Source organism: Streptomyces sp. NPDC087270, assembly GCF_044744625.1.
Classification (GTDB): Bacteria; Actinomycetota; Actinomycetes; order Streptomycetales; family Streptomycetaceae; genus Actinacidiphila.
The window spans coordinates 225349-250263 of sequence record NZ_JBIUYR010000004.1; the positions used below are offsets into that span (position 1 = coordinate 225349).

25 protein-coding genes and 1 pseudogene are annotated in these 24915 nt (G+C 74.1%); 13 read left to right on the plus strand and 13 right to left on the minus strand.

Translation table 11 applies throughout. From position 1 onward, the window contains the following. Window positions 1-302 precede the first annotated feature (302 nt). Window positions 303-569 (plus strand): hypothetical protein, encoded by a 267-nt coding sequence (locus tag ACIPAE_RS10070; RefSeq protein WP_366413465.1) that lies wholly within the window; start codon window positions 303-305, stop codon window positions 567-569. A gap of 124 nt (window positions 570-693) precedes the next feature. Here ACIPAE_RS10070 and ACIPAE_RS10075 read toward each other — a convergent pair whose 3' ends face one another. Continuing rightward, on the minus strand, window positions 694-1194 hold the full coding sequence (locus tag ACIPAE_RS10075; protein ID WP_329367250.1) for a DUF5949 family protein: 501 nt from the start codon (window positions 1192-1194) through the stop codon (window positions 694-696). 294 nt (window positions 1195-1488) lie between these two features. On the opposite strand from ACIPAE_RS10075, the gene ACIPAE_RS10080 reads away from it, so the two are divergent. Both ACIPAE_RS10080 and ACIPAE_RS10085 read left to right on the plus strand, forming a co-directional pair. Further along, a complete protein-coding gene (locus tag ACIPAE_RS10080; RefSeq protein WP_402444163.1) occupies window positions 1489-2172 on the plus strand; it encodes a hypothetical protein in 684 nt (227 codons plus the stop codon). Between the two features lie 299 nt (window positions 2173-2471). Continuing rightward, complete coding sequence (locus ACIPAE_RS10085; protein WP_329367254.1) at window positions 2472-2756, plus strand: chaplin; 285 nt, start codon at window positions 2472-2474, stop codon at window positions 2754-2756. Window positions 2757-2867: 111 nt separating this feature from the next. Here ACIPAE_RS10085 and ACIPAE_RS10090 read toward each other — a convergent pair whose 3' ends face one another. Continuing rightward, window positions 2868-3719: a tyrosinase family protein gene (locus ACIPAE_RS10090; RefSeq protein ID WP_366413467.1), complete on the minus strand. Its 852-nt coding sequence runs from the start codon at window positions 3717-3719 to the stop codon at window positions 2868-2870. Between the two features lie 39 nt (window positions 3720-3758). Next, the gene (locus ACIPAE_RS10095) at window positions 3759-4208 is read right to left on the minus strand and encodes a tyrosinase family oxidase copper chaperone (RefSeq protein WP_329367258.1); all 450 of its coding nucleotides are present in this window, start codon (window positions 4206-4208) and stop codon (window positions 3759-3761) included. Window positions 4209-4539: 331 nt separating this feature from the next. Between ACIPAE_RS10095 and ACIPAE_RS10100 the strand changes: the two genes are divergently transcribed. Then, the gene (locus ACIPAE_RS10100; protein WP_402444165.1) at window positions 4540-5886 is read left to right on the plus strand and encodes a glycoside hydrolase family 26 protein; all 1347 of its coding nucleotides are present in this window, start codon (window positions 4540-4542) and stop codon (window positions 5884-5886) included. 18 nt (window positions 5887-5904) lie between these two features. On the opposite strand, the gene ACIPAE_RS10105 is transcribed toward ACIPAE_RS10100, so the two are convergent. The 8 genes and pseudogenes from ACIPAE_RS10105 to ACIPAE_RS10140 all read right to left on the minus strand — a co-directional run bounded on the left by ACIPAE_RS10105 (window position 5905) and on the right by ACIPAE_RS10140 (window position 16475). After that, the gene (locus ACIPAE_RS10105; RefSeq protein WP_402444494.1) at window positions 5905-7083 is read right to left on the minus strand and encodes a GNAT family N-acetyltransferase; all 1179 of its coding nucleotides are present in this window, start codon (window positions 7081-7083) and stop codon (window positions 5905-5907) included. Between the two features lie 107 nt (window positions 7084-7190). Continuing rightward, window positions 7191-7889, minus strand: a complete 699-nt coding sequence (locus ACIPAE_RS10110) for a lipopolysaccharide biosynthesis protein (protein ID WP_366413470.1) — start codon at window positions 7887-7889, stop codon at window positions 7191-7193. Between the two features lie 8 nt (window positions 7890-7897). Continuing rightward, window positions 7898-9223: a glycosyltransferase gene (locus ACIPAE_RS10115; protein WP_366413471.1), complete on the minus strand. Its 1326-nt coding sequence runs from the start codon at window positions 9221-9223 to the stop codon at window positions 7898-7900. Beyond that, entirely contained in the window at window positions 9220-10002 is a 783-nt protein-coding gene (locus tag ACIPAE_RS10120) for a polysaccharide deacetylase family protein (RefSeq protein WP_402444167.1), read from the minus strand. Before ACIPAE_RS10120 ends, ACIPAE_RS10115 begins: the two co-directional genes overlap by 4 nt. Continuing rightward, window positions 9999-11717: a lipid II flippase MurJ gene (locus ACIPAE_RS10125; RefSeq protein ID WP_402444169.1), complete on the minus strand. Its 1719-nt coding sequence runs from the start codon at window positions 11715-11717 to the stop codon at window positions 9999-10001. The genes ACIPAE_RS10120 and ACIPAE_RS10125 overlap by 4 nt, the downstream gene beginning before the upstream one ends. Then, a complete protein-coding gene (locus ACIPAE_RS10130) occupies window positions 11714-13117 on the minus strand; it encodes an O-antigen ligase family protein (protein ID WP_402444171.1) in 1404 nt (467 codons plus the stop codon). The genes ACIPAE_RS10125 and ACIPAE_RS10130 overlap by 4 nt, the downstream gene beginning before the upstream one ends. Beyond that, window positions 13117-14822, minus strand: a pseudogene (locus ACIPAE_RS10135) (sugar transferase). Before ACIPAE_RS10135 ends, ACIPAE_RS10130 begins: the two are co-directional and overlap by 1 nt. Window positions 14823-15224: 402 nt before the next feature. Beyond that, window positions 15225-16475: a glycosyltransferase gene (locus ACIPAE_RS10140; protein WP_402444173.1), complete on the minus strand. Its 1251-nt coding sequence runs from the start codon at window positions 16473-16475 to the stop codon at window positions 15225-15227. Between the two features lie 443 nt (window positions 16476-16918). Here ACIPAE_RS10140 and ACIPAE_RS10145 point away from each other — a divergent pair, with 443 nt between their 5' ends. From ACIPAE_RS10145 to ACIPAE_RS10185, 9 genes are all read left to right on the plus strand, one after another. Continuing rightward, entirely contained in the window at window positions 16919-17329 is a 411-nt protein-coding gene (locus ACIPAE_RS10145; protein ID WP_328466329.1) for a rodlin, read from the plus strand. 377 nt (window positions 17330-17706) lie between these two features. After that, on the plus strand, window positions 17707-17949 hold the full coding sequence (locus ACIPAE_RS10150) for a chaplin (protein WP_329367273.1): 243 nt from the start codon (window positions 17707-17709) through the stop codon (window positions 17947-17949). 137 nt (window positions 17950-18086) lie between these two features. Then, entirely contained in the window at window positions 18087-18566 is a 480-nt protein-coding gene (locus ACIPAE_RS10155; RefSeq protein ID WP_402444176.1) for a chaplin, read from the plus strand. Window positions 18567-18919: 353 nt separating this feature from the next. Continuing rightward, entirely contained in the window at window positions 18920-19138 is a 219-nt protein-coding gene (locus tag ACIPAE_RS10160; RefSeq protein ID WP_402444178.1) for a hypothetical protein, read from the plus strand. Between the two features lie 160 nt (window positions 19139-19298). Next, window positions 19299-19709 carry a rodlin gene (locus ACIPAE_RS10165; protein ID WP_366413477.1) on the plus strand — a complete coding sequence of 137 codons (411 nt, stop codon included), beginning with the start codon at window positions 19299-19301 and terminating at the stop codon, window positions 19707-19709. 153 nt (window positions 19710-19862) lie between these two features. Then, complete coding sequence (locus ACIPAE_RS10170) at window positions 19863-20435, plus strand: dihydrofolate reductase family protein (RefSeq protein ID WP_402444180.1); 573 nt, start codon at window positions 19863-19865, stop codon at window positions 20433-20435. 178 nt (window positions 20436-20613) lie between these two features. Further along, the gene (gene cbiE / locus ACIPAE_RS10175) at window positions 20614-21843 is read left to right on the plus strand and encodes a precorrin-6y C5,15-methyltransferase (decarboxylating) subunit CbiE (protein ID WP_402444496.1); all 1230 of its coding nucleotides are present in this window, start codon (window positions 20614-20616) and stop codon (window positions 21841-21843) included. After that, the gene (cobM, locus tag ACIPAE_RS10180; RefSeq protein WP_402444181.1) at window positions 21840-22583 is read left to right on the plus strand and encodes a precorrin-4 C(11)-methyltransferase; all 744 of its coding nucleotides are present in this window, start codon (window positions 21840-21842) and stop codon (window positions 22581-22583) included. Before cbiE ends, cobM begins: the two co-directional genes overlap by 4 nt. 421 nt (window positions 22584-23004) lie before the next feature. Further along, window positions 23005-23865 (plus strand): alpha/beta fold hydrolase, encoded by an 861-nt coding sequence (locus ACIPAE_RS10185; RefSeq protein ID WP_402444183.1) that lies wholly within the window; start codon window positions 23005-23007, stop codon window positions 23863-23865. A 184-nt stretch (window positions 23866-24049) separates the two neighbouring features. Here the strand turns inward: ACIPAE_RS10185 and ACIPAE_RS10190 are convergent, their stop codons facing one another. Beyond that, window positions 24050-24397, minus strand: coding sequence for a hypothetical protein (locus ACIPAE_RS10190; RefSeq protein ID WP_402444185.1), 348 nt, complete (start codon window positions 24395-24397; stop codon window positions 24050-24052). Between the two features lie 152 nt (window positions 24398-24549). Then, entirely contained in the window at window positions 24550-24828 is a 279-nt protein-coding gene (locus ACIPAE_RS10195; RefSeq protein WP_366413480.1) for a hypothetical protein, read from the minus strand. Window positions 24829-24915: the final 87 nt, after the last annotated feature.

A 24915-nucleotide genomic window follows, 5' to 3' on the forward strand; every position in this document is an offset into this window, starting at 1 on the left:
ACGATGAGACGGTGCGGCGGTGGTGTGCGAACCGCTGTGAGGGCAGCGTGACAAGCCAACGTCGCCGCGCTGTGCGGTAGTTGTCACGGCCCGGCAACACCGCGGCGCGCCGTGTCCCTCCCGTCCCGCGGGTCGCCGGGGCCCCTCCGCTGTCACCGCCGGCCTCCATCGCTCACCGCCGCGCGGCCGGATGCGGCCGGACGGGTGCGACGCTCCACCTGAGCGGGTGAACGCGGTGGACGGGGGCTGACGGTGGGCGTCCCGAGCGTGCCCTGCGGGCGGGCTCGGACGTTGTACCGGCCATGAACGTATTCCGCATCCTCACCACCGCCGCGGCCGGCTCCTTCGTGCTCGCTGCCGCCGCAGCGCCCGTCGTACAGGCCGCCGACCTCAGCTCCACCCTCTCGAGCACCGCGGTGACCGCCTCCGACACCGGAGTGCAGGCCGGCAGCGTCGCCGGCGGGGTGGTCCAGCAGTCCGGGGTCGGCCCGAAGGTCGCCGCCGTGCAGAAGGCCGTCAAGGCCGGGTCCGACGCGGTGAGCGCGGGCAACCAGCTGGTCAACGGCTGACCGTCGCCCGCAGCTCCGCCCGGGTGGCAGCTCCGCCCGGGTGGCACCGCCACCTCACCGCGTACCTCGTACGATCCGCGAGGAAAGGGGCGCCCCGGTCCGGGGCGCCCCTTTGCGTGGCCGCTCAGCCGCGCAGGCTGCCGACCGGGACCGTGAAGTGGGCCGCGCTGCCCAGCACCTCCTCGTCGGCGGCGAACGCGCGCAGCTCCTCCTCCGTGACCTCGGTGCCCGGGACCGCCTCGGGCCACGGGCGGCTGGCCAGGATCACGTAGACCGACGTGCGGGCGCGGGCCGCGGCCGTCCACTGCTCCGGCACCGGGCAGGTCACCTTCAGGTAAGGCATCGTCAGCACCGCCTTGCCGCCCTCCACGAGCAGCCCCACCTTCACCTTCGGAGCCTGCGCGATGTCCAGGATCGCGCCGCCCACCGGCAACCCGATCTCCTCGGCCGCCTCGAGCACCGCCTCCTGCCCGGCTGCCGGGCCGTCCACCCCGTCGCCGAGGGAGTAGGCCAGCAGGAACGGGGTGTCCTGGCCGTCCTCGTGGCTGCCGGCCCACGGGATCACCACGAGGGTGCCCAGCCGGCTCTGGAGTGACGACGCGGACGCGGTATTGGTCTGGCTCATGGGCCGGACCCTAACGGGCTACCGGCCCCGCACCCCGCCGATGTCACCTCAGCGGGGGACCCCCGGGCACAGGATTCGCCCGTTCGTGGAGCGGTCCGCCCCGGGCGCGCACCCCAACGGAGTATCCCGGCCGGGTGGTGGGCGAATCGCCGAACCCCCCGCGTTCGCAGTCGACTTGCGCCGGTGTCGGGTCGTGGGCCCCGAGGCCGCGAGGACGCTTCGGTTGCGGGAGCAGGTGCCGCTTTCCACGGTGGTCGAGGTAGCAGACTTGCCCCCACGAAGGGAAAACGTTCCATGCACAGCCACCGCACCACTGGTCTGGTCGTCTCCGCCGCGCTCGTGGCCGCTCTTGCGGGCGGCGCCGTCGGCACCGCCTCCGCCGAGACCCCGCACCACCACGCCGCCGCCCAGCCCACGGCACCCAAGGCGCAGGCCGACGCGGCCGCGGTGCTCGCCCAGGCCAAGACGCTCGGCAACCTGGGCGGCGTGCTCGCCCCGGTCACGACGCTGGTCCAGGACGCGCTCGCCACGCCGGTCTCGAAGGACAAGGTGGCCTCGGACGCGACCGCCGCGACGGCCGCGATCACCGCGGCGAAGAAGGCCCTCCCGGCGACCCCGGCCGCCCCGGCGACCCCCAACGCCCCTGCCGCGCCCAACGCCCCCGCGGCGCCCAACGCCCCCGCCGCGCCCAACGGTTCGGCCGCCGCCACCCGGGCGGTGCACCCGCGGGCCGCAGCCGATGTGCAGGCCGACGCCCTGGCCGCGCTCCAGACCGCCGTGGACTCCCTGAGCAAGGCCGTCGCCTCCGGCGACGCGACCGGCGCGCTCGCCGCCGGCACCGCGGTCGTCACCGGCCTGGTCAACGTCGCCGTCGCCACCGTGCTCGGCGGCGGCCTGCCCGCGCCCAACCTGCCGGGGCTGCCGGCCCTCCCCTCGCTGCCGTCCACTCCCACACTCCCCACCACCCCGACCCTGTGACCCCACGCCCGGCCCTCCCGCCGCGCTGACCGCGGACACCCGGCCCGCCGTCCGTCCTCGTCAAAAGGAACGGGCCGCGGGCCGCGTGTGTGCCCGCCCCCGCGTCAATTCACCTCCTCGGCGTATTACGCGGGCGGCGCGCCCCAATTCCCGCGCCGGCCGCGCTTCCAAACCGAGGAACCCTCACCGATTCGGCCCAACCTGCGTGACCATTACCGGTCCCCGGCCGTTGCCCAAGGCGTCAATAGCCGCAGCGTTGCGGCAATTCTCATCTCGTATGACGTCTCAGGGAGATCTTGATGTCGCGTATCGCGAAGGCCGCGGCCCTCACCGCCGCCGCAGGTGCCGCGCTGGCCGCTGGTGCGGGTGTGGCTTCGGCCGACGCCGGTGCCGGAGCCGCTGCGGTCGGTTCGCCGGGTGTCGTGTCCGGCAACGTCGTCCAGGTGCCCGTGCACGTTCCGGTCAACATCTGCGGCAACACCGTGGACGTCATCGGCCTGCTCAACCCGACGTTCGGCAACCAGTGCGAGAACGACTCCTCGCACGGTGACAGCAACGGGGGCAACGGCGGCGGCCAGTACTGAGTTCCTCGCACCGCCGTACGGCCTCCGCCTCCGCACGAGGCGGGGGCCGTACGCGTGATGCGGCAGGTGCGGCAGGTGCGGCCAGGGGCACACCTCGCGCACCCCAGGCCGTCACTCGTAGGTGTAGTACTTGCGGTGGTCCAGTACTACCGACGGCTTCACGTTGAACGGGGGCATCGGCTCGGTGAGGCTGATCACCCGGCCGTGCTCGGGGTCGCCGGCGCTCAGCGGCTTGGCCGGCAGGAAGCCGGACTTCGGGTGCAGCCGCTGCCAGCGGGTCCAGATCAGGTCGATGAAGGCGTGGTGCAACCAGAAGATCGGGTCGTTCGGCGAGGACCCGCCGGTCATGTGCCCGCCGACCCACTGGTGCACCCGGTTGTGCAGGTAGCCGCCCTTGGCGTCGCTGACCACCCACCCCTCCATCTTGTTGCGCAGCCCCTTCGTGCTCGGCGCGGAGTTCCACGGCGCGGTGTCGTAGGTCGCGATCTTCAGCGCGTCATTGACCTCGGCGGCGGTCGGCAGCACGATCGGCCGGTCCGGGCGGCCCATGTCGCGGGTCAGGTACTTCTCCCGCGTGACACCGAAGGTGATCGGCCAGTTGCCGCCCTGGTAGGCGAACGGGCCGGTCATCACCTGCCCGTCGCTGGAGCGGCCGTTGCCTCCCATGAAGTCCGCTTCCCACAGCGCCGACGTCTCGGAGCGGTCCACGGTCCAGTCCCAGTACGGGATGGTGACGTCGGGGTCGATCATCCGCAGTTCGTGCTCGAAGACCAGCAGGAACTGCCGGTGCCAGGGGAAGAACGTCGGGGCCATGTGCGCCACCCGCAGCCCGGTCTCGCCGTCCGCGCTGAAGTACTGCATGTGCAGTTTGACGTACTTGTCGTACCCGCCGTTCCGCTTGAGCTGCAGCACGGCCTGCACGAAGCGCGAGCGCTGGTCGCTGGTCAGATTCCGCTGGTTCATCCGGGTGTACACAGGTGCGGTCCCTCGACGCTCGGCGGGTCAGTGATGGTGCGCGGCGGCCGCATCGGCCAGCTCGGCGCTCCCGATGACGTCGACCGCGCCCCGGGCGGTGGCCAGCGGCGTCGGATACGGCTGGAAGTGGTTGGCCATGCTGACGAAGCTGCCGTCGTACCGGCGCATGGCGCCGAGCGGACGCCCGTCGATCAGCAGCAGCAGACCGCTGGGATCGCCCGAGGGGAAGCCCTGGATGCGGCGGCCGCGGTAGACCTCGTCGAACAGCGGCGAAGCCACCTCGTCCAGCAGGGAGTCCGATCCGTCGCCGTCCGCCCCCGGTCCGCCGCCCTTCCCGTCCTGCCCGCCTGCCCCCTGCGCGGCGGCGCGCGAGGTCGGCTGCCCGGCGGCGAGCATCGGACGCAGCCCGGCCGCGGTGCCCGACACGGCGGCCGCGGCGATCAGCCCGGTCCTGAGCACTCTTCTGCGTGACGGCATGCCCGGCTCCTCTCGTCGGCACTCGGCCGCGGCTCATCTTGCCCCGTGCGGCGGGGAATCCCGGGATCGCGGCCGGTGGTCGGCAACGACGATCCGGAAGTTCACCTGACCGGGTGATATCACCAGCGGCTCCCGGCCGCTATTGACGGATGAGAGGATTCCTTTGTGGGCAAGGGAGTTCGGGGAAGAGGGCGAGAGAACAGGCCCGCCCGAAGTCCGCGGCACGGTCACGACCGAGCTGTCGAATCCGCGCGCGCCATTTATTCGTACGTTATGACTGACGGTCAGGCGGCGCGTCCGGCGCGCCTTTGCCGTCGAACGAGGAGTGGCCATGGCCGAGCGACACCACTGGTGGGTGCGGGGGAGCGTCGCGGCGGCCACGGCCGCGGTGCTGCTGTCCGGGGTGGCGGCGACCGCGCTCGGCGACGACTCCGCCGGGCGGCTGCTCGGTCTGCCCGCCTACGGGAACCCGGTGGCGGTCCCCCTGCCGTCCGCGTCGGGCACGGCGACCCGCACCCCTTCCGTCCCGCCGAGCGCACCCGCGGCCTCGGCCGACGGGCTGCCGCCGATGGGCGCCTTCACCGACTCCGGCAGCAAGGGCGTCCAGAGCCTCGGCGGGCTGGAGAACTGGCTCGGCGGCACCCAGGTGAACGTCGGCCACACCTACCTGCCGGGCGACAACTGGGACAGCATCGAGGGCGACGACGACCTGCTCCAGCCGTGGGCCGCGTGGACCCGGGCCGAGCCCGGCCGGCTGTTCGTGCTCAACGTGCCGATGCAGGCCGACAACGAGGGCCACGTCCCCGACGACCAGGTGCGCGACCTGATCGAGCAGGGCGCGAGCGGAGCCTTCGACGCGCACTTCACCCAGCTCGCCCGGCGGCTGGTCCGGCTCGGCGTCCCCGACACCGTGATCGTGCTCGGCTGGGAGATGAACGGCACCACCTACACCCACCGCTGCGGCCCGGACCCCGCGGGCTGGAAGGCGTACTGGAACCGGGTGGTCACCGCCATGCGCGCCGTGCCCGGCCAGCACTTCCGCTTCGACTTCGCCCCCAACCGCGGCCGGGACGCGATCGCCTGGACCACGTGCTACCCCGGCGACTCCACCGTCGACGTCATCGGCATGGACTCCTACGACCAGCCGCCCGGCACCGACTTCCACGAGCAGGTCACCGAGCCGTACGGCCTCCAGGCCCAGGTCGACTTCGCCGCCGCGCACCGGAAGGCGATCTCCTACCCGGAGTGGGGCCTGTTCAGGAACGGCGACGACGCCGACTACATGAGCCTGATGCTCACCTGGATCATCACCCACCACCCGCTCTACCAGACGATCACCGACTACTGCCCGCACGGCGTCTGGCAGTGCGACCAGAACCCCAACGCGTCGAAGGTGTACCGGGCGCTGCTCTTCGGCCGGAAGATCGCCACCCCCGCGTCCGCGTCCCCCAGCCCGGCCCCCACCCATGGCACCGGTTCCCCCGGCACCGGCACCCCGCCCACGTCCGTGCCCGTCGAGACCTGCGTGCCGATGCCGCTCAGCGAGGTGATGAAGCAGTCCTACGCCAGCGGGCAGGTGTGCGTACGGCTCAAGCCGCGCAGGTCGGCGCCGGCTGCCCCCGCGGCTCCCGCCCCGCCCGCGGCCACCCCGTCCCCCGGGCCGACCAGCGCGCTGTGAGGGGGTCCGGCGGGCGGCCTACCGCCGGCGCCTGCGGCGTACCTCCCGCAGCCGGACCCGGGCCGCGGTCAGGGCCCGGCGGGCCAGGAGGGACGGCAGGGCGCGGCGGGTGCCCAGCAGGAGCCGGGAGTTGGGGACCGAGAGCGGACGCCAGTGGGCTTTGTGCGGTTCGGCGCCCCGCATCATGCTGAGGACGGGGCGGTCGCCGGCCGTGGTGAGACGGGCGCCGTGCCGCATCAGCAGGGTGTTGAGGTCGACCTTCGCCGAGTGCAGGGCGGCGAAGTCGGCGCCGTAGAGGTAGCCGCCGGCCAGGGTCGGTGACAGGACGGTGAGGTTCGCGGCGACCACCTCGCCGCCGATCCGGAACTCGGTGAGCCGGGCCTCGCCGGACTCGGTCATCCGGGCGCAGGCGCGGCCGAGATGGGCGGCGAAGCGGGGGCGCAGGTGCTCGGGGGTGACGCCCCGGCCCTCCCACTGGGCGGTGTGCAGCCGCAGTATCGTGCCGATGGCGGCGGGCACGTCGGCGGCGGGCACGTCGTGTTCCTCGATGCCCGAGGCGTCGATCTTGCGCAGATGGGCGCGGATGCGCTGGCCGCGCGAGCTGCCCACCCGGGCGATCAGGCCGGTCATGGGCCCGCCGGGCAGCTCCAGGCACTCGGAGTCGGCGAGCCGCCGCTTGGGGCCGGGCCACAGGGCGTACACCCGCTCGGCCGCCGCGCCCGCCGGCACCTCGCGCAGGTCCACGACCCCGCCCCGGGCGGCCCGGCGCATCCCGCGGACGAGGGCGGCGGCCACCGGGTCGCCGCGCCGGGCGCCGTCACCCGTACGGTCCGTACGGTCCGCGCCGGGTTCGGTGTCCGCTTCGGTGCCTGCTCCCGCGGTGCCGGGGGCGATGAGCACGTCGGAGTAGTCCGTGATGGCGCCGCCGAGCGGCACGAGCGCGGGCAGCGGGCGGTAGGTGCGCATCAGCGCGACCGCGCCCACCAACTCGCCCTCCCGGCGGCCCTCTTCGGTCCCGCCGCTCCCGCCGCGCCGGACCAGGACGACCCGCAGCCGGCCTTGCCGCCCGTACGACAGCCACCAGGAGTGCAGCCAGGCGTGGCTCTGGAACGGGGTGGCGCGGGGGCAACTGCGGTGCAGCCGGGTCCACTCGGGCGCGAGCGCGGCGAACTCGTCGGGGTCGCGGCAGATGCGCACGTCGAGTGTGCCGAGCGGGTCGGGCGCACCGGCTGCGTCCGCCGCGCTTCTGGGGTGCGGCGGGCGGACGGCGGCCGGCGGCGCCGCGGTGTCGGGGCCTTCCACCGTCACACCGCCGCCCGCTCGGGCCGGGGCTCGGACGAGGACGGCGAAGCGGAGGCGGACGGGGCGGCGGACGGCGACGGGAGCGGGGTGCGGGCCGGGTGGGCGGCGTCCTCCTCGCGCCTGGGCCGGACCAGGAGGACGAGCGCGCCGAGCAGCCCGCCCGCGCTCGCGCCGACCGCGCCGGACAGCGCCGCCGACGGGGAGGATGGCGCGGCGGGTGCGGCGGCGGGCGAGAAGAGGAGCAGGCGGACGCCGGTGCTGTCCGAGTCGCGGTTGCCGGTGGCGGCCAGCGAGCGGGCCACGCCGTTGGCGATGGAGGCGGCGGTGCCGGCCTTGGACGAGCTGCCGGTGACCGAGATCATCGGGGCGTCCGGCGACGTCGCCGCCTGGACATGGCTCTTCAGGTCCCCGGCGGCGGTGTGGGTGGCGGCCTGCGCGCCGGCCAGCACCGCGGAGCCGGTGACGATCCGGCCGTACGCCTGGGCGAAGCCGAGCGCGGTCGGCGAGTCGGTGCCCTGCCGCGGTACGACCATCACGTAACTGGTCGCGGCGTACTGCGGGGTGGCCACCAGGCCGTACCCGATGCCGCCGAGCAGGCCGATGCCGATGCCGAGCGGCAGGGGCAGCCAGCGCGGCACCGCGCGTCGCGGCGTGCGCCGCCCGCGGTCCTGCGGGTCGTTGATGTCGTCCGTGTGGGTCACGGTGTGTCTCACTTCTGCGCGGGTGTCGGGGTGGTGGGTTCGGCGGCGGCCCCGGGTACGGTGCCGGGCGCCTGCCGGGAGGCCGGCGGGGCGGCCTGCTGCGCGGGCGGTTGCGGAACCGGCGCCGCCGCCTGCTGCGAGAGCGGCTGCGCGGCCTGTTGCGAGACCGGCCGCGGCGCCGGCTGGGAACCGGCGGCCCGGGCCGGGCGCGGTACGGTCGCGGCCGGACCGGACCCGCGCCGCCGCAGGCCCCGCCGCTCGCCCGCCTGCGCGTACAGCGCCATGACGCGCTGCGCGGTGCGGGCGATGTGGTAGTACTCGACCGCCGCGGGGGCGGGCAGCCGGCGCGGCCCCGCGCGGTGCTCCGCGGCCAGGGCGGCGGGCAGTTCGCCGAGGTCGATCCGGCAGGCGCCGGGCGCGTCCTCGGCCGGCACGTCCTCCACGGCGGGGCAGGCCGTGTAGAGCGCGGGCAGTCCGGCGGCCAGCGCCTCGACCACCGCGAGCCCGAACGCCTCCTCGGCGGAGACCGAGACGAACAGGTCCATCGCGGCGAGCAGTCCGGGCACCTCCGGGCCGCTGGAGTCGGCGACGTGCACCCGGTGCTGGAGGTTCAGGTGGTGCACGAGCCGCAGCAGCGGCACCCGTTCGGGGCCGTCGCCGGCGAGCAGCAGATGCACGTCCGGGACCTCGGCGACCGCCCGGATCAGCGCGTCGAACCGCTTGCCGGGCACCTGCCGCCCCACCCCGCCGACCACGTACGCGCCGACGGGGATACGGAGCCGGGTCCTGGCCTCGGCGCGCACCTCGGGGTCGAAGCGGAACCGGTCCGGGTCGATGCCGTTGGGCGCGAGGTGCACCCGCGCCTCCGGCACGCCCCAGTACACCAGCCGTTCCGCGACGGTCGCCGAGACCGCGAGGGTGCCGTGGCCGAGCCGCTCGGTGGCCCGGTACAGGGTGCGGGTGCCCAGGCCCAGCGGCCGGCCCTCGATCTGGGTGGCGCCCAGCGAGTGCTCGGTGGCCACGACGGTGTGCACCCCGGCCAGCCGCGCGGCGATCCGCCCGTAGACGCAGGCCCGGTACAGGTGGGTGTGCACCACGTCGTAGTGGCCGGCCCGGATGAAGCGGGTGAGGCGGGGGAGCACGCCGACATCGCGGTTGCCGGTCATCCGCAGGTCGTGCACGCGCACGCCGTCGGCGCGGATCGCGTCGGCCACCGGGCCGGGGTCGGTGAGCGTGGCCACCTCGCACTTGGCGTCCAGGTGCCGCAGCAGCAACCGGAGTTGCTGCTCGGCGCCGCCGACGTTGAGGCCGGTGATGACGTGCAGGACCTTCATGCGTCGCCTCCTTGTGGCACGGCGGGGAGGGTGGCGAGCTCGGCTCGCCGCAGCCGGTGCAGCAGCCGTTTGGCATGCAGCCGGGGGGAGTTGTCGGCCTGGCCGACGTAGGTGCGCGGCAGGGCGTGGCCGCAGGCGACCGGCCCGGGGTCGACCGCGCAGGCGTAGTCGTATCCGGCCCGCCGGGTGGCGAGCGCGGTGCGCGGGTCGACCGCGCCGTAGGGGTGGCAGAAGCCCGCCGGGGCGGTGCCGGTGATGTCGGTCAACAGGCTTCTGCTCTCGGTCAGTTCGAGGTTGAGATCGGCGTCGTCCAGAGCGGTCAGGTCGCGGTGCAGCAGGCCGTGCGAGCCGATCTCCATGCCGGCGGTGTGCGCGGCGCGGATGCCGTCGGCGGTCAGCAGCGGCTTGCGCGGGCCGTCCGGGTCCCAGGCGTTGGTGCCGCCGAGCCGGCCGGGCAGCACGAACACGGTGGCGGTGTGGCCGTGCGCGCGCAGCAGCGGCACCGCGTCGGTGAGGAAGTCGGCGTAGCCGTCGTCGAAGGTCAGCCCGACCAGCCGGCCGGCCCGGCCGCGGGCGCGGGCGGCGAGCAACTGCCGCATGCCGACGCCGGTCAGGCCGCGCCGCCGCAGCCAGCGCAGCTGTCCGGCGAGCCGCTCCGGGGTCACCGTGACCAGGTAGGGGTCGCCGGCCCGGCGGTCGCCCACCGAGTGGTACATCAGCGTCCAGGGCGCCCGGCGGCCGGCGTGGACGCCCGCGGGGGCAAGGAGGTCAGCGGTCATGGGCGGCCCTTCCGTGTGACGGTGGCGAGCAGGTAGGGGACTTCGGGCACCCGGGCGGCGAGCGCGGCGCCGGCGAACACCACCGGCACCGCCACCGCGCAGGCGGCCGCGGCCACCGCCGGGTCCGGCAGCCGGTGCGCCAGCGCCCAGCCGGCGGCCGTGGCGCACAGCGCGGCCAGCGCGATCCGCCCGATCCGGGGCGCCACGGCGGCGACCCGGACGGCGACGGTGTGCGCGCCCAGGCCCCGCAGCAGCAGGGCGGCGGTCACGGTGATGCCCAGCGCGTTGCCGGCCGCGATGCCGTACGCGCCCCACGGCCCGACCGCGGCGGCGTCCGCGGCCGCGGTGACCGCCAGCCCCAGCCCCATCGCGGCGGCCGGGTACCAGGTCGGGCCCGCCGCCGAGAAGTACGGCCGGACCAGTGCCCCGACCAGGCTCTGACCGAGCAGGCCGAGCGCGTAGACCCGCATCACCATGGCGGTGTCCGCGGTGTCGACGGCGGTGAACTCGCCTCGCTGGAAGAGGACTTCGATGATCTGCGGGGCGCAGGCGATGACGTAGGAGGTGCCGAGCAGCACCACCAGGCAGGCGAGCGCGAGGTCGCGCTCGACCCGGCGCCTGGCCTGCTCGCGGTCGCCGTCGGCCAGCGCGCGCGACAGCACCGGGAAGGTGACCGTCACGATCATCACCGACAGTGACATCGGCAACTGGGCGACCTTTTCCGCGTAGTTGAGGTGCGAGATGGCGCCCGCGGGCAGCGGGGCGGCGAAGAACCGCTCGACCAGCACCTGCGCCTGGCGGCTGAGTGTGAAGACGATGACCGGCGCGAGCAGCGCCAGGCCGAGCGGGTTGTCCGGGCGCGGCCCGGCCGGGCCGGTCGGCGTGGACCGCAACACCCGCAGGAAGGAAGGCAGTTGCGCCGCGATCATCAGCGCGCCGCCGACCGCGACCCCGGCGGCGGCCGCCCGTACCCCGAACCTGCCGTGCAGGGCGAAGAGCACGGCGACGATGCCGGTGTTGTACGCCACGTAGATCGCGGCGGGTGCGGCGAAGCGGCGGTGCGCGCGCAGCGCGGCGCTGAGGTAGCCGGCGACGCCGAAGGTGAGGACGGTCAGCGCGGTCAGCCGGGTGCAGGCCACCGCCGTGGCCGGGTCGGCGATGCCGGGGGCGAGCACGTGTACGACCCAGGGGGCGCCCGCCGCGAGCGCCGCGGTCAGCAGCGCCAGGGCGGCGAGCAGGCGCGGCAGGCTGCCGCGGATCAGGGCGTGCGGACCCTCGCCCCGGGCGAGGGCGGCGCTGAACGCGGGCACCATCAGCAGGGCCATGGCGTCCTCGATCAGGACGGTCGCCGCGATCTCGGGGATGGTCCACGCGACGAGGAACGCGTCGCTCTCCGCGCCCGCGCCGAAGAGGTGGGCGATGCCCTGGTCGCGGACGAGGCCGAGGACGGAGCCCGCGATGCTCAGCCCCGCGGTGGCCGCGGCGGCGTGGGCCATCCGGGAGGAGGGCTCCCGGGCCGCGCTCGGGTCGCGCGGCCGGGGCGGCGGTACGTCGATCGGCTCGGGCGGGGGCGCCCACACGTCGGGGGGCTCGGTGCCGGGGTACGCCAACACGGTCGGCGGGCGCGCGGCTTCGGGTGCGTCGGCCGGGTGGGTCCAGACGTCCTGAGGGGTGCCCCGGGCGCCTTTGACGAACCCTGCTTCCCTGTCGTTCATCGGGCGGGCTCGTCCGTGGAGTTGAGCGACCACCAGGCGGTGAGGCCGAGCAGGACGGCGGTGAGGGGGGTGGAGGGGCCACCGATGTCGGCGTAGAGGAAGTCGACGGCCTGCCAGAGGAGAAGGCCGACGGCGGCGAGGCCGGGGGCGATGGCGGTGCGGGCGTGGAAGGCGCCGCGGGCACGGAAGGCGCGCCGGGCGCGGTGCAGGCGGGCGGCGCCGCCGGCCAGGAGGGCCGCCCAGGAGCCGGTGAGCAGTCCGCAGCCGATCAGGCCCTGCTCGGAGAGGGCGAGCAGGTACATGTTGTGCGGCGAGAGCAGGGGCTCGCGGGTGAAGGTCTGCCCGGCGCCGGCGGTGTCGCTCCCGGAGTCGAGGGCGAGCGAGGCGTGGGAGTCGCGCTCGTCGGGGAAGCGCTTGAGGCCGACACCGGTGGCGGGGTGCTCGCGCCACATGGACAGCGCCGCCGACCAGAGGGTGTAGCGGTCGGTGACGGACTGGTCGGGCGCGTCGGTGACCTGCGTGATGCTGGCGAGCCGCTGGGTGATCAGCTGCGAGCCGACGCCGACCCCGCCGACCAGCAGCACCGCACAGGCGGCGAGCACCGCGAAGACGCGTACCGCCTGCCGCCATCCGGCGAGCAGGGTCATCGCGGCCAGCGCGAGCGCGGTGGCGATCCACGTGCCGCGGCTGAAGGAGACGGTGAGCGGCACCAGGAGCAGCGCCGCGCACGCCGCCGCCCCGGTGCGGACCGCGCGGCGGCCGGGCGCGAGGGCGTAGCCGACCGAGATGACCAGCCCGTACGCGACGACCGTGGCCATGCCCATGATGTCGGAGGGCCCGAACGTGCCGACCGCGCGGATGTCCTCGCCCTGGTACGAGGCGCCGGTCGCGGTGGCGTACTGCCACACGCCGATCCCGCCCTGGACCAGGGCGAGGGCGACCACCGCGCCCGCGACCACGGCGAAGTCGCGCCGGTCGCGCAGCAGGAGCACCAGCGCGGCCGGCACGAGCACGAACACCTGGGCGTAGCGCACGAATCCGGTCACGCCGGCACCGGGGTCGGGCGAGGCGATCGCGGCGACCGCGAAGCCGACGACGGGCGCGCCGAGGACGATCGCCGCGGCCGGGCTGAGCAGGCGCCGCCGGTCGCGCAACAGGCGTACGGCGCAGGCGAGTACGAGCACGGCGGAGGCGGCGTCGGCCGGGGTGACCTTGCCGGAGGTGCTGACGTTGCCCGGGGCGACGGGCGCGGCCAGCAGCGCGATGGTGGCGACGGCGGGCAGCAGGTGCGCGTACGACGCGAGATGACGCAGCGTCAGGTGGTGTCGTACGGCGCCGTCGTGGCGGCCGGCGGGGCCGGCGCCGCGGGTGCGGCCGGACGGTGCGAGGGTCAGGGTCATCAGCTACCGCCGAACCGGAAGAGCGAGGTCGCGGTGCGGACGAGGATCGCGACGTCCTGCCACAGCGACCAGCTCTCGATGTAGTGGTTGTCGAACCTGGCCCGGTCCGGGATGGAGGTGTCGCCGCGCAGACCGTTCACCTGGGCGAGGCCGGTGATCCCGGCGGGCATCCGGTGCCGGTCCTGGTAACCGGGCAGCTCGGCGCTGAACTTCTGCACGTAGAAAGGGCGTTCGGGGCGCGGGCCGACCATGCTCATGTCGCCGCGCAACACGTTCCACAACTGCGGCAGTTCGTCGAGCGAGGTGCGGCGCAGCAGCCGGCCGACGGTGCTGGTGCGGCTGTCGTGCGCCACGCTCCACAAGGTCGCTGCCTCGTGGTCGTCGGCGGGGCGCAGGGTGCGGAACTTCAGTACGGTGAACGGCCGTCCGCCCAGCCCGATCCGCTCCTGCCGGAACAGCACGCCGGGGCCGTCCGCGAGGCGCACGGCCAGCGCGCAGCCGGCCAGGATCGGGGCCGCCGCGGTCAGCGCGAGTCCGGCGAGCACGATGTCCAGCGCCCGCTTGCCGTACGGCCGTTGCCGGGTCCTGTCGGTGAACGGGCGGTAGGCGTAGCCCCACAGGTGGGCCGGCTCGATCCGCCCGGCCCCGCCTGGTCCGCTGCCGGGCCGCGGTCCGTCCTGGTCGGCCTGCCAGATCCGGCAGCCCCGCGCGGCCAGCAGCGCGACGGCCTCCGCCGTGGCGGGCCCGGCCGGCCCGACCACGACCACGTGCCGTACCGCGTCGCGCACGGCGACCCGGGCGATGTCCGCGGCGGCGGTCACGGCGAGGCGCGGGATCGACGCGAGGGCGGGGCCGGTGTCGGCGGTGCTTGCGCCGGGTGCGCCGTGGGTGGGGACCGGGACGGTGTCCTGGACGGCGAGGGGGACGGACGGCGAGGCCGAGGGGTGCGGCGGGACGTCCACGCGTGCGCCGGCCGGGCCGAACGAGGCCGTCTCCAGGGTGGGTTCGGCGCCGAGGGCCGCGAAATCGGCGGCGGTGAGGCCGTGTTCGGCGGGTCCGCCGTGGTCCGCCGGGGTGGCGACGGCCACCGGGGCGAGGCCGTACTCGGGGTGGGCGCGCAGTGTCGCGGCGAGTTGCTCGGCCGCGTTCGGGGCGCCGACGACGAGGGTCGGGGCGGGTGCGCGGCGGGCGCGGGTGCGGTGCAGGCGATGGACGAGGGCACGCAGGGCGACGGCCGCGCAGCCGGTCAGCGCGGTGGCGTCGAGGAGTTCGGGCCAGCTCAGCGCGCCGCGCGGCTCGGTCGCGGCGGTCGCGGCGGCGGCCAGGCCCCAGCCGAGCACCGTGCCCAGTGCGATGGCGGGCACCTCGTCCAGCGCGGTGGGTGTGAGCCCCGGCCGGTAGAGGCCGGCTCTTCGGTGGGCGGCCAGCAGCACGCACAGCAGCACCGCGGGCAGCACGGGCGCGCCGAAGGGCCCGACCGCGCAGAGCCCGACCAGCCCGGCGAGGCAGTCCGCCGCGGCGAGCACGCCGCCCGGCGACAGCAGCCGTTCGGCGCTCGACGGCCTTTCCTGCGAGGCGGGTTCGGCCGGGCGTCCGGGGGCGGCGGGGTGCCGGCCCGGAGCCGCGTCGGGCCCGGGCCACGTGCCGGCGGCGGGCCGGATCTGCGGCTGGGGGACGACCACCCGCAGGTCGGCGTCGGAAGCACGGTCGGCCGCCGCGGTCTGCCACCTGCCCGGGTTCATCGCCGTCTGCGACGCCTGCGCTGTCTGACCCGTCTGTCCCGGCTGGGCTGCCTGAGCTGCCTGAGCTGCCTTGGCGGTCCGGCCGGTGCGGGCCGTCCGGGTCGCCGTGCGGCCGTTCCCGGACCCGGCCTGCCCGGGTCCGGCCGGTGCGGCGGAAGGAGCGAAGGCGCCGAAGGGGGCGCCGGGTCCGGCCGTGGCACCGTAGCCCCCGCCGTATCCCGCGTCGCCGTATGCCGTATCGCCGTACGCGGCGTCGCCATAAGCCGCGTCACCGTACGGCGGCAGGCCGGTCTCGGGCCAGGGCGGCGGGGCGGCGGCCTCGGGGAGGGCGGAGTGGTCCGGGGTCGAGGGGCGGTTCACGCGGTTCACCGGGCGGGCACCTCGACCTCGCGGTCCGGGTGGGTGGCCGGGGAGGTCGCGCCGGGCCGCGCCGGGTGCGGTGCGAGGGCCGTGTAGAGCGCGCCGACGGCCGCCGCGGACACGCGTACGTCGTGGTGCGCGCGGACGTGGGCGAGGGCGCGCAGGCCGGCGGCGGCACGGGTCGCCGGGTCGGTGAGCAGCCGCAGCAACGCGGCCGCGAGCGCCGCCGGTTCGCCCGGCGGCACGACGCACAGCTCGGTGTCGGCGGCCGGCACGCTCTCCCGGGCGCCGTCGACGTCGGTGGCCACCACCGGCCGCGCGCACGCCATCGCCTCCAGCGGGGCCAGCGCCATCCCCTCCCACCGGGAGGGCTGCACCACGACGTCGGCGGCCTGGTACCAGGGCAGCGGGTCGGCCGCGTTCCCGGCGAACAGCACACCCGGGGGCGCGTCGCCCACCAGCCGCTGCCGGTCCGGGCCGTCGCCGACCAGCACCAGCCGGGCGGCGGGCAGCCGCGCGGTCACCTCGGGCCAGGCCCGCAGCAGGACGTCCTGTCCCTTCTGCGGGCACAACCGCCCGACGCAGACCACCACGGGCGCGTCGGCGCCGAGGTCCGCGAGCGAGGGCAGCGCCTCCCGCGCGGAGGCCGGCCGCAGCGGCGGCCGGAAGTGCTCGGTGTCGATGCCGTTGGGCACGACCGCCCACGCGGCGCGCACCCCGTGCCGGGCCCCCGAGTCGCGCTCGGCGCCGCTGACGCACAGCACGCGGTGCGTCCAGCGGGTGGCGGCGCGTTCCCAGCGCAGCACCGCCCAGGCGGTCGGGCCGGACACCGCGTCGTAGGACCAGGCGTGCGGCTGGAAGACGGTGGGGACGCGGCCCCGGGCCGCCAGCCGGCCGGCCAGCCCCGCCTTGGAGCTGTGCAGGTGCAGCAGGTCGGGGCCGACCGCGCGGATCACCCGGGCGAGGGACCGTACCTCGGCGGGCAGCGAGCGGCCGGGCGCACGGCGGGCGGGCCAGGCCACCACCTCGGCGCCACCGTCGGCGGCGGCCGGTCCGAGGTCGCCGCCGGGCGGGCAGGCCACCACGACCCGTGCGCCCCGCGCCGCTTGCGCCCGCACCAGGTCGGCGACGACACGGGCCACCCCGCCGTCCACCGGCTGCGCGACGTGCAGCACCGTCAGCCCGTCGAGACGGGCTTCCCCGGCCGCTGCGGTCCCCGTCGTCAACGGGGCCTGGTCGTCATGGTCTTGCGGCATCGCGCGCCGTTCCCTCTCTCCGGGACCCGGGGAAGTCCGAAGTCCGGTCGGTACCACGGCCCGGCGATCGGCTCCGGCTGATCGCCCGGAGCGCTGGACCAACCTTGATCAACGGGCCGCGTGCACTCAACGAATGCGGTGCCTGTCAGGTAATCGCTCTGAATTCTCACAGCACGGTCGCAGACGACCCCGGGTAACGCCCGCAGGACGCGCGGCGCCGCCGGCAGTCGCTCTGAGCTGGCCGTTTCTTATGACCATCGGATTTCACCCACGCGACGAGATGTCAGCATCGGAGATCGGCAATCACCCTTGTGAGGGAATGCGTCCCGCATGGTGACCGGGGCTATCCGTTCGGGTGAAGGTTCATTACCAACCGGCTGTCGCGCTGTTGATCAGACTGGCCCTGGTACCGGGGCCACCCTCTCTTCCCAGAAGGACCTATCGTGATCAAGAAGATCCTCGCCACGGCCGCCGTCGCGGCCTCGCTCGCGGGTGTCTCCGCGACGGTCGCCCCCGGCGCGATGGCCATCGGCGACGACCACGGCACCACCACCGCCAACGGCAACGGCTCCGAGCAGAACTACGGCAACACCTACACCAGCGGTGTGATGAGCCCGTCGTTCGCGCTGATCCAGGGTTCGCTCAACAAGCCCTGCATCGCCCTGCCGGCCAAGGCGAACCTCGGCTCGCTCATCGGTGTCGTGCCGGTCAGCGTCCAGGACCTCAACGTGCTGACGTCGCCGCAGAACCAGCAGTGCACCGAGAACTCCACCCAGTCGCAGGGTGACGAGCCGCTCTCGCACATCCTGGACGGCCTGCCGATCCTGTCCGGCAACGGCGCGGCCAACCACTGATCCACTGATCGGCGCGCTTTCGCCGCCGACCGGATCGCGACCCGCTCACGACCGGTTCCCGACCGGCTCGCTCCGGCCTCGTTCGGTCGTGTACGGCCCCGGCCCCCGATGTCTCCGTCGGGCGGACCGGGGCCGTCGCCGTGCGGAAAAGGGAACGGCCCGGGCGGAATCGGGGCGGCGCGGGATTCCGGGATTTCGGCGAGTTACACCGCCCATTCGGGTGGATAGTGTGCCCCGGTGGCGATCGGGGAGTTTCCTCGACACCAGGGCGCTCGTTGGTCCGGTCGGCAGCGGTGTGCTCGGGCGTGGAATTGCCCGGCGGGCCGTCACGAAAGCCGTGGCGGTGCACGACGCCGTTTCCGGAAAAGGAGTCCACCGTGAAGTACTCGAAGGTCGCAGCGGTCGCCGCCGGCACCCTGATGGCAGCCGGTGCCGCTGTCCCCGCGTTCGCCAGCGCCGGCGCCGGCGGCGTCGCCGCCGGCTCGCCGGGCGTGCTGTCGGGCAACGTCGTCCAGGTCCCCGTGCACGTGCCGGTCAACCTGTGCGGCAACACCGTCAACGTGATCGCGCTGCTGAACCCCTCGTTCGGCAACACGTGCGTCAACGCCGACAGCCACTGACGTCTGCCTGACGGGTCGTGACAGCGCCCTGATCAGGTACCGCCCCGGAGTGCGGCACGGATGATCGCTCCGGGGCGTCTGTCGGGGCCGCGGAAGAGCCGCGCGCCTCTGGAGTAGCAATGCGGAAAGAAGAGTCGATGCGACAGATCCTGAGCCGGAGCCTGCTCACCGTTGCTGCCGCGGGCAGTGTCCTGGCCGTGGCGGGAGGTGCTGCCCACGCCGATGCGGGCGGCGACAGCACCGCGGCCGGTTCGCCCGGCATCCTGTCGGGCAACTCGGTGGACGTCCCGGTGCACGCGCCCATCAACGCGTGCGGCAACACCGTGGACGCGGCCGGGCTGCTGAACCCGGCGTTCGGCAACTCCTGCCGCAACGACGAGTCCCCTGCGCCCACCACCCCCGCGCCCCAGGCGCCGCCGCGCACCGAGAAGGTCCCCCCCGTGTCCCCGGCCAAGCCTGTCGTGGTGCACCAGCGGCTGGCGGAGACCGGGCTGGACAACCGCGAACTCGGCATCGCGGGCGCGGCCGGAGCCGCTTTGCTCATGGGCGGAGCGCTGCTGTACCGACGCTCCCACGCGGCCTCGAATGCGGCGCGCGGCACGGCCCGAACGCGCTGAAACCGTTCCGGTGGCGTATCGAGGAATGCGCGCCGGAAAGGCGATTGACAGCAGGACTGCGCCGTTGTTCTGCCCGTAAGGGTGATTGTCGGCCGATGCGGTGTGATTTCCGTTGCCTGCGGATCGGCGTGGTCGTTGTACACGGCGCCGGACTTCGGCATCCGACGGTGTCCCGCGGCACTCGCCCTCCCCAGGGCCGGGCCGCCGGCTCTCGGCTTAGGAAAGGGTGACAAGTGAAGTACTCAAAGGTTGCGGCGGCAGTGGCCGGATCGGTGATGGCGGCCGGAATGGCCGCACCCGCCTTTGCCGAGGGCGCCGGCGGCGCCCCCGTCTCTGTGGGCAACATGTCGACGATGCCCACGAGCATCAACGGCGGTGTCGACCAGGCGCTGAACGAGCAGCCGCTGCAGAAGATCGCCGACGCGACGCCCGTCGGCTCCGCCCTGCAGACGGCGCAGAACGGCACCGGCATCGCGGGTTCCGCGCTGTCCGGGCTGGCCAAGGCCACCGGGGGTCTGCCCGCCGGTTCGCTGCTCGGCGGGCTGCCGACGAACGGCCTGCCGCTCGGCTGACGCCGCTCATTTGCCGCCTTCCCGACTTTCCCGTCCTTTCCGCCCGCCCGGCTTATCCCCCGTCGGAGTGAAAGGCCGGAACCAAACCTCGTTGGGGCAGTTGACCAGATTGCTCCAGACCTTCCAGAACAGTGCACCAAGCACCTAAAAAAGGACGAAAATGATCAAGAAGATGCTTGCCGGTGCTGCTCTCGCCGCGTCGGTCGCCGCCGTCGGTGCCGCCGCCGCCCCGCAGGCCATGGCCATCGGCAACGATGCGGGCACCACCACGGTGAACGGCAACGGCGCCGAGCAGGCGTACGGCAACACCCAGACCGGCGGCACCCAGAGCCCGCAGATCGGCCTGGTCCAGGGCACCCTGAACAAGCCCTGCCTCGGCGTGCCGGTGAAGGCCAACGTCGGCTCGCTGATCGGTGTCATCCCGGTCACCGTCCAGGACGTCAACGTGCTGACGTCGCCGCAGAACCAGCAGTGCACCGAGAACTCCACCCAGGCGCAGGGCGACGAGCCGCTCTCGCACGTGCTCAGCAACATCCCGGTGCTCTCCGGCAACGGTGTGGCCAACCACTGAGCCACCCCCGGCCGCTTCCCGGCCATCGGCCGGTGACGCTCGCCCCGCGAGCCGAACCGGCCCGCTCCACCCCGCACGGGCCGCCGGCCTTCCCCCCTCGCCGGCGGCCCGTCGGCATGCCCCGCTGTCAGTGCCCGCCGCTACGGTGAGGCGATGCCCAGGACGACGTACTTCACCGCGACGAGCATCGACGGCAGGATCGTGGACGAGGCAGGATCGCTCGACTGGCTCTTCACGGCCGACCACGGCGGGGAGGGCGGGGCCCGTTTCCCCGTGTTCTTCGAGGCGGTCGGCGCCTTCGCCCTCGGCGCCACCACCTACGAGTGGATGCTGGAGCACGAGGAGATGCTGCGGCAGCCCGAGAAGTGGCGCAGCTGGTACGGCGACACGCCCTGCTGGGTGTTCACCCACCGGGAGCTGCCGGCCGTGCCCGGCATCGACATCACCTTCGTGCGCGGCGACGTCCGGCCAGTCCACGACGCGATGGCCGCGGCCGCCGGCGACCGTACGATCTGGCTGGTCGGCGGCGGCGAGCTGGCGGGGCAGTTCGCCGACGCGGGAGTACTGGACGAGCTGGTGCTCGGCGTCGCACCGGTCATCCTGACCGGCGGCGCCCCGCTGCTGCCGCGCCGGCTGGAGTCGGACCGGCTCACCCTGACCTCGGTCGAGCAGTTCGGCCAGTTCGCCTACCTCACCTACGGCCTCGGGCCGGAGCCGAGGGCGTAGCCGCAGGCAGGACCGCGCGGGGCACCGCGGGCGGAGGCTCAGCTGCTCCTGGCGGCGGACCGTGGGGCCGCGGGCCCGGCGCACCCGGCGGGCCGGGGTCGGCGGCAGGTCGGTAAGGTCCTGCTGACCTGCCGCTTCCCCGACCCGAGGTGTCCGCGTGAGCTCCGACCCCACCCCGGTGACCGTCGTCGGCATCGGCGCCGACGGTTGGGACGGGCTGCCCGAGGCGTCCCGTGCCGCGCTGCGCGCCGCGCACACGCTGATCGGCGGCCCGCGCCAACTCGACCTGCTGCCATCGGAGTGCGCCGGGCAGCGGGTGCCGTGGCCCTCGCCGCTGCGGCCCGCCGTGCCCGCGCTGCTCGCCGCGCACGACGGCCGCGCGCTCGCCGTGCTGGCCAGCGGCGACCCGTTCTTCCACGGCATCGGCCGGGCCCTGGCCGAGGTGCTCGGCCCGGAAGCGCTGCGGGTGCTGCCGCACCCCTCGTCGGTCTCCTACGCCTGCGCCCGGCTCGGCTGGCCGGTCGAGGACACCGCGGTGGTCACGCTCGTCGGCCGCCCGGCGTCGGCCCTGGCCGCCGCGCTGCACCACGGCCGCCGGCTGATCGTGCTCAGCGCGGGCGCCGCCACCCCCGGCGAGGTCGCCGCGCTGCTGCGCGACCGCGGCTTCGGGCCCAGCCGGCTGCGGGTGCTGGAGCAACTGGGCGGTGCCCGCGAGCGCGTCGCGGCCGACGGCACCGCCGACGGCTGGCCGCACGCACCCGGCGACCCGCTCAACGTCGTCGCCGTCGAGTGCCGGCGCGCCCCTGACGCTCGGCGGCTCGGCGCGGTGCCCGGGCTGCCGGACGAGAGCTACGACCACGACGGGCAGCTCACCAAGCGCCATGTCCGCGCGGTCACGCTGGCCGCGCTCGCCCCCGCGCCCGGCGAACTGCTCTGGGACGTCGGCGGCGGCTCCGGCTCGATCGCGATCGAGTGGATGCGTACGCACCCCTCCTGCCGCGCGGTCGGTGTCGAGCGCGATCCGGTACGGGCCGCCCGGATCACCGCCAACGCCGCACGGCTCGGGGTGCCCGCGCTGCGGGTCGTCACCGGCGCCGCACCCGCCGCACTGGCCGAACTCCCCGCTCCCGACGCGGTCTTCGTCGGCGGCGGCCTCACCGCGCCCGGCCTCCTCGACGCCTGCTGGGACGCGCTCCCCGCGGGGGGCCGGCTCGTGGCCAACACCGTCACCCTGGAGTCCGAGGCGCTGCTCGCCGCCCACTACCGGCGCCGCGGCGGCGACCTCGTACGGCTCTCGGTCGCCCACGCCGCACCCGTCGGCGCCTTCACCGGCTGGCGTCAGGCGATGCCGGTCACCCAGTGGTCGGTGGTCAAGCCGGCCGATCCAGCAGAAGCGGAAGACGAATGACCGTCTACTTCATCGGCGCCGGCCCCGGCGCCGCCGACCTCATCACGGTGCGCGGTGCGCGGCTGCTCGCCTCGTGCAAGGTCTGCCTGTACGCCGGGAGCCTGGTGCCGCGCGAGTTGCTCGCCGACTGCCCGGCCGGGGCCGAACTCGTCGACACCGCGCGGATGGATCTCGACGGGATCACCGAGGCGCTGGTGCGGGCGCACCGCGACGGCCACGACGTGGCGCGGCTGCACTCCGGGGACCCGTCGGTGTTCAGCGCGGTGGCCGAGCAGATGCGCCGGCTCGACGCGGCCGGGGTGCCGTACGAAGTGGTGCCCGGGGTGCCCGCGTTCGCCGCGGCCGCCGCCGCGCTCAAGCGGGAGTTGACGGTGCCGGCGGTCGGGCAGACGGTGATCCTCACGAGGGTGGCGCAGCGGGCCACGCCCATGCCGCCCGGTGAGGACCTGCCGACCCTCGCCCGCAGCGGCGCCCTGCTCGTCCTGCACCTCGCCGCCGGCTACGTCGACCGTGTCGTCGCCGAGTTGACGCCGCACTACGGTGCTCAGTGCCCGGCCGCAGTCGTGGCATTCGCCAGCCGCCCCGACGAGGTGGTGCTGCGCGGCACCCTCGGCAGCATCGCGGAACAGGTCCACGACGCGGAAATCCGCCGGACCGCCGTCATCATCGTAGGCCGCACTTTGGCAGCCGAGTCCTTCCTCGACAGCCACCTCTACTCCACGGCCCGCCTGCGCGACTGAGCAGCGGGCGAGGTCGGCCGACCGCGCGGCCGGCGAGGTCAGCCGCCCGCGCGGCCGAAGCGGATTGCCGCGGCGGCCAGTTCGACGCGTCGGGCGCGGGGGAATTGTCCGATGGTGATCGGCGGCGATCCCGAGTTGCCCCACCTCGTAAAAGGCTCCCGATTGCCGACCGTCCGGGAAATGGCCGAGTACGGGACGGGAAAAAAGTCCGGATCGCATGGGCGGGTTCCGACACGCCCACCGTGGGTGAGATTGGGCTCTCCATGCTCCAAAGGGTGGATCATGGTGTTCGGTTCCCCATTCTTCGCGCGCGCTCGGAGACATTATGCGCTCTGACATCAGCACGTCACAGGACACATCTGTGCCGGTTCCCCGCCCTGACTCCGGGGCACCTGCCCAAGCGCAGTCGGAGGAAAGGACGTTGGTCTTCGAGGGATTTGCGTATCACTGCCGCATTGTTCGTCAGGACAACCCCCGGACGGAACCGCTGGTGCTGCTGGGCGGTTCGGCGCAGAACCGCTTCGCGTGGCTGCGGCACCAGAAGTGGCTGGCCGAATGCAGTACGATCATCACCGTGGACCTGCCCGGTTACGGCAGTGCGGATTTCCTCCCCGCCAGCTACGGGATGGACTTCCTTGCCGACTGCGTGCACCACATGACGCAGGAACTGGGCATTCACCGGGCGAATGTCATCGGCAGCTGTTTCGGCGGGGCCATCGCTCTGCGATACGCGCAGCACTACTCCGACCGCTTGGTGAAGTTGGGCTTGGTCGGGATGACCACGGCCATCCCGGCGCACTACTCCTCCGCTGTCCCGCGGTGGGCGCGCATGCTCGAACTCGGCGACCGGGCGCAGATCGCCTCCGAACTGGTCGAGCAGTTCATGTCTCCTCCCGGAACCGGTGTGGTCTACAAGCACCAGGCGGTCTCGCGATTGCTCTACGGGCAGTTCATGGCGCAGTCCGAGGATGACATCAACAAGTCGGTGGAGCACAACGCGCGGCTGATGACCCACGACTGGTACCGGGACGAGCCGGTTCCCGCCGTGCCGATCCTGGTGTGCACCGGTGAGTACGACACGCTCTGCACACCGGCGATGGGCCGTGCAGTCGCCGCGGCCCTTCCGCGGGCCGCTTTCACCACCATCAAATACGCCGACCATCTGGCGCCGGTCGAGCGGATCTCGGAGTTCTCCGACCTGATCACCAGGTTCTGCACCGACCAGCAACTCACCGGTCTTTCGTACACCAACCCGATCGAGTGGCTGGGCAGGACCGCGTGACCGTGTTCCGGCCCGCGGTCTGAGGCGCACGCGCAGCGGAGCGCGCGCCGAGGCCGCCGGGGTGCACGACAGATGGCCGGGCCCGGGGACGATCCGGGTCCGGCCATCTGTCGACGGGGACGCGGTGGACGGGGTTCGGCCCGCCGCGCCTCATCCGTGGGGGCGGCGAGTGCCCGCCACGGCACTAGCGTGAGATGTCGGGTGCTTTGAATCCCTCGGGTGCCGGCGCGTGGTTGGAGCAGTCGACGACCGCCCCGATCTGCGTCGTCCCCGGCTGCCCCACCGCGACTTGCGGTGTCTGGGGCTCCTGACGCGACACGTTGGTGCAGTCCTGCTGCTGCTGCAGGTGGTAGGTGCCGTCTTTGCTGGTGTACGTGTTCTCGGACTTGGTGACGCAGGTGTCGTTCCCCTGAGCGTCACGCGTGCAGTTGGTGGACGGCCCCGCGGCAACGGCATGGCCGATACCCACGCAAGCCAACGAGATGCCACCCACGAGCACGGAGAGGGCCGCGCTCTTCGTGTGTTTGAACATGTGCCGTGTTCCTTCGCGGTCGGTGTCACACTCGGACCAGCACCGGTGTCCGGTCTCAACTGATCTCCGTGAGGATGGGCCCCGGCGCCCGAGGGGCCGGGGTTCGGCCGTGGATTCCGGGACCCATCTGGTACCTACTGGGCTGGTCTGGCTCAGAAGGCGCTGTTGCTGCAGCCCATGCTCGAGCCGAGCTGGGAGCTCTGGGCGCCCGGGTTGCCTTCGCCGCCCAGGGCGTTGCCCAGGGCGCCGTTGAGGATGCCGACCTCGCCGAGGACGTCGAGGTTCAGGTCGTGCGACTTACACGAGGTGCTCTGCTGCACGTTGAACTTGTTTCCGCCGGGGTTGTCGGACGCGGCGGCGGTGCCGATGCCGACGAGGCCGAAGCTGCCGAGCATGGCGGCCACGGCGACCGCCTTGTAGATCTTGTGCATGTCATGCTCCATGTTTTGGGTCAGGCACGGTTGACGATGCGCGGTGCGATGGCGCTGTCATGGGCCCCATGCGCACCGGTACTTCTG

Bases quoted from the DNA above. Each gene is read 5' to 3' on its own strand.
- ACIPAE_RS10085 (WP_329367254.1), top strand. From the start codon at position 2,472: ATGTCGCGTATCGCGAAGGCCGCGGCCCTCACCGCCGCCGCAGGTGCC.
- ACIPAE_RS10190 (WP_402444185.1), bottom strand. From the start codon at position 24,397: ATGTTCAAACACACGAAGAGCGCGGCCCTCTCCGTGCTCGTGGGTGGC.
- ACIPAE_RS10125 (WP_402444169.1), bottom strand. From the start codon at position 11,717: ATGAACGACAGGGAAGCAGGGTTCGTCAAAGGCGCCCGGGGCACCCCT.
- ACIPAE_RS10095 (WP_329367258.1), bottom strand. From the start codon at position 4,208: ATGCCGTCACGCAGAAGAGTGCTCAGGACCGGGCTGATCGCCGCGGCC.
- ACIPAE_RS10165 (WP_366413477.1), top strand. From the start codon at position 19,299: ATGATCAAGAAGATGCTTGCCGGTGCTGCTCTCGCCGCGTCGGTCGCC.
- ACIPAE_RS10075 (WP_329367250.1), bottom strand. From the start codon at position 1,194: ATGAGCCAGACCAATACCGCGTCCGCGTCGTCACTCCAGAGCCGGCTG.
- ACIPAE_RS10115 (WP_366413471.1), bottom strand. From the start codon at position 9,223: ATGAAGGTCCTGCACGTCATCACCGGCCTCAACGTCGGCGGCGCCGAG.
- ACIPAE_RS10100 (WP_402444165.1), top strand. From the start codon at position 4,540: ATGGCCGAGCGACACCACTGGTGGGTGCGGGGGAGCGTCGCGGCGGCC.
- cobM (WP_402444181.1), top strand. From the start codon at position 21,840: ATGACCGTCTACTTCATCGGCGCCGGCCCCGGCGCCGCCGACCTCATC.
- ACIPAE_RS10170 (WP_402444180.1), top strand. From the start codon at position 19,863: ATGCCCAGGACGACGTACTTCACCGCGACGAGCATCGACGGCAGGATC.
- ACIPAE_RS10195 (WP_366413480.1), bottom strand. From the start codon at position 24,828: ATGCACAAGATCTACAAGGCGGTCGCCGTGGCCGCCATGCTCGGCAGC.
- ACIPAE_RS10160 (WP_402444178.1), top strand. From the start codon at position 18,920: ATGCCCACGAGCATCAACGGCGGTGTCGACCAGGCGCTGAACGAGCAG.
- ACIPAE_RS10155 (WP_402444176.1), top strand. From the start codon at position 18,087: ATGCGACAGATCCTGAGCCGGAGCCTGCTCACCGTTGCTGCCGCGGGC.
- ACIPAE_RS10140 (WP_402444173.1), bottom strand. From the start codon at position 16,475: ATGCCGCAAGACCATGACGACCAGGCCCCGTTGACGACGGGGACCGCA.
- ACIPAE_RS10130 (WP_402444171.1), bottom strand. From the start codon at position 13,117: ATGACCCTGACCCTCGCACCGTCCGGCCGCACCCGCGGCGCCGGCCCC.
- ACIPAE_RS10080 (WP_402444163.1), top strand. From the start codon at position 1,489: ATGCACAGCCACCGCACCACTGGTCTGGTCGTCTCCGCCGCGCTCGTG.
- ACIPAE_RS10090 (WP_366413467.1), bottom strand. From the start codon at position 3,719: ATGAACCAGCGGAATCTGACCAGCGACCAGCGCTCGCGCTTCGTGCAG.
- ACIPAE_RS10070 (WP_366413465.1), top strand. From the start codon at position 303: ATGAACGTATTCCGCATCCTCACCACCGCCGCGGCCGGCTCCTTCGTG.
- ACIPAE_RS10120 (WP_402444167.1), bottom strand. From the start codon at position 10,002: ATGACCGCTGACCTCCTTGCCCCCGCGGGCGTCCACGCCGGCCGCCGG.